We start from the raw sequence: 2047 nt of genomic DNA on the forward strand, positions 1-2047 counted from the left end.
TCCGTACAACTGACGTAACTGGTGCGATCTCGCTTAAAGAAGGCGTTGAAATGGTTATGCCTGGTGACAACGTAGAAATGTCAGTAGAATTAATCCACCCAATCGCAATGGACGCTGGCTTACGCTTCGCGATCCGTGAAGGTGGTCGTACAGTTGGTGCGGGTGTAGTTTCTAAAGTAACTGCATAATCACTAAATGTGTGTAAAAAAGCGCCTCTTTGAGGCGCTTTTTTTTATGCTTATTCAATGTGATAGAAAAATTGTCTGACAATATTTTTTAAAGCTGTCCTTTAGTGATAATTCACTGTCCTTAACTGAAATAATTACGCGTCAATAAAACCGTAATATGAACTCAAGAAAACCAATAAAAGTTTGAGTATTTCATAACTCAAAAAGGAGTTAGGCATGAACGCTAAAGTAAAGATTACTAATCGAGCAGGTGCAAGTTTCCCTGTACGTCGCATGAATTTTGATTTTGATGCGGTACCAGAGTACTGGATGAATGGCTCAGCAGGTTTGACACATTTTATGACCGCATTGTCTGCTTTATTTCCCGCGGGTGAAATGTTCTTTATTGATAGTGTGCGTGCAGTACGTAAACACCCCGCGATCGCAAATAATGAAGCCCTACAAAAAGAAATTAGTGCTTTCATTGGTCAAGAAGCAATGCATACGCAAGAGCATGAGGGTTTTAATGCTTCTGCACAAAAATACGGTCATGATGTCGAAACACTTGATAAGGCAACGGGTCGTGTTATCCAAGGTGTGCGTAAAGTCTTTGCACGTATTGGTAAACCTGTTGGTATTACTCAAGAAATGGTGGATCTTACTGCAACTACGGCACTTGAGCATTTCACTGCAACGATTGCTTCACAGTTATTGGTAAACCCACATATTCAAGCCTTAATGACTGATGAAACTATGAAAAATATGTGGTTATGGCATGCGATTGAAGAAAATGAGCATAAAGCCGTAGCTTATGATGTATTTGAAGGTGTCTTTGGTCAGGGAATAAAGGCCTACGCACTCCGTACAGGTTCATTGATTGGCGCAATGGTGACATTATTCTTCGTACAAAGTTATTTTGTCGCTCGTTTATTAAAAGAAGATAACAAGCTTAATTTTGAAGCATTAAAAGATATTTATACCTATGGTTATAGCCCTTCAAAAGGCATCATCACTGGTATGGGTAAAGAAATGTTGATGTATTTTAAACCTGGTTTTCACCCGAATGATTTAGATACTTCAGGTTTGTTAAAAACGTGGAAAGCATATTTGGGTCTCTAATCTCAGCGCCGTGGTGACTTTTTGAGAAGGGCGATGTAAATCGCTCTTTTTTTTATTCAACTTTAGAAGCAAACTTTTTATAATGCGCATACCCTAGCCATAGAAAGATAAACGAAGATGATTCGTTTGATGCAAGACGCTGATGTACAGCAGGTTTACGATATTGAGCGCCGTGTACAAAGCCATCCTTGGACCTTAAAACAATTTCAAGAATCGATTGCTGCCTATCAATGTACGGTGATTGAGAGACAAGGAAAAGTTGTTGGATTTTGCATTTTACAATCCGTTTTAGATGAAGCAAATTTGCTGTTGATGGCGATCGATCCGAGCCAACAAGGGAAAGGTTTAGGTTTTCAATTGCTCAATGAATCTATTGCCTTACTCAAAAATAACCCCATTCAAATCTTCTTAGAAGTGCGAGAAGGTAATCAACCAGCGATCCGTTTATATGAAAAAGCGGATTTTCATCAAATCGATTTGCGAAAAAATTATTATCCAAATGCCGATGGAACGCGTGAGCACGCCATTATTATGGTGAAGACTTGTGGTGATGATTTTGCAGCTTTATTTAAATAAAAGCGGTGAAGAGTGATCAAATTTAAAGAAAGCATTCGTGAATAAACGGATGCTATTTTATTAGATCTCTTTCATAAATCAAAAAACGATTTTCTTTTTGGTTAATATTTGCACTCCGGATTTCTTAGCATTCGTGCATAATCTGCGGATGAAATACATCGATTCAAACAAGCTTTCTGATCCTC

2 protein-coding genes and 1 pseudogene are annotated in these 2047 nt (G+C 38.4%); all 3 read left to right on the plus strand.

Features of this window, described 5'->3' with window-relative positions:
* Positions 1-188 (plus strand): annotated as a pseudogene (gene tuf, locus FTU13_RS17320) (elongation factor Tu); the annotation flags it as partial.
* 216 nt (positions 189-404) lie between these two features.
* Positions 405-1286: a metal-dependent hydrolase gene (locus FTU13_RS17325; RefSeq protein WP_078193116.1), complete on the plus strand. Its 882-nt coding sequence runs from the start codon at positions 405-407 to the stop codon at positions 1284-1286.
* A gap of 117 nt (positions 1287-1403) precedes the next feature.
* On the plus strand, positions 1404-1862 hold the full coding sequence (gene rimI, locus FTU13_RS17330; protein WP_180126777.1) for a ribosomal protein S18-alanine N-acetyltransferase: 459 nt from the start codon (positions 1404-1406) through the stop codon (positions 1860-1862).
* Positions 1863-2047 lie beyond the last annotated feature (185 nt).

It is taken from the genome of Acinetobacter sp. YH12064, from assembly GCF_013419735.1.
Lineage (GTDB): Bacteria > Pseudomonadota > Gammaproteobacteria > Pseudomonadales > Moraxellaceae > Acinetobacter > Acinetobacter amyesii.

Coding starts and splice junctions, on each gene's coding strand:
- FTU13_RS17325 (WP_078193116.1), top strand. CDS start 405: ATGAACGCTAAAGTAAAGATTACTAATCGAGCAGGTGCAAGTTTCCCT.
- rimI (WP_180126777.1), top strand. CDS start 1,404: ATGATTCGTTTGATGCAAGACGCTGATGTACAGCAGGTTTACGATATT.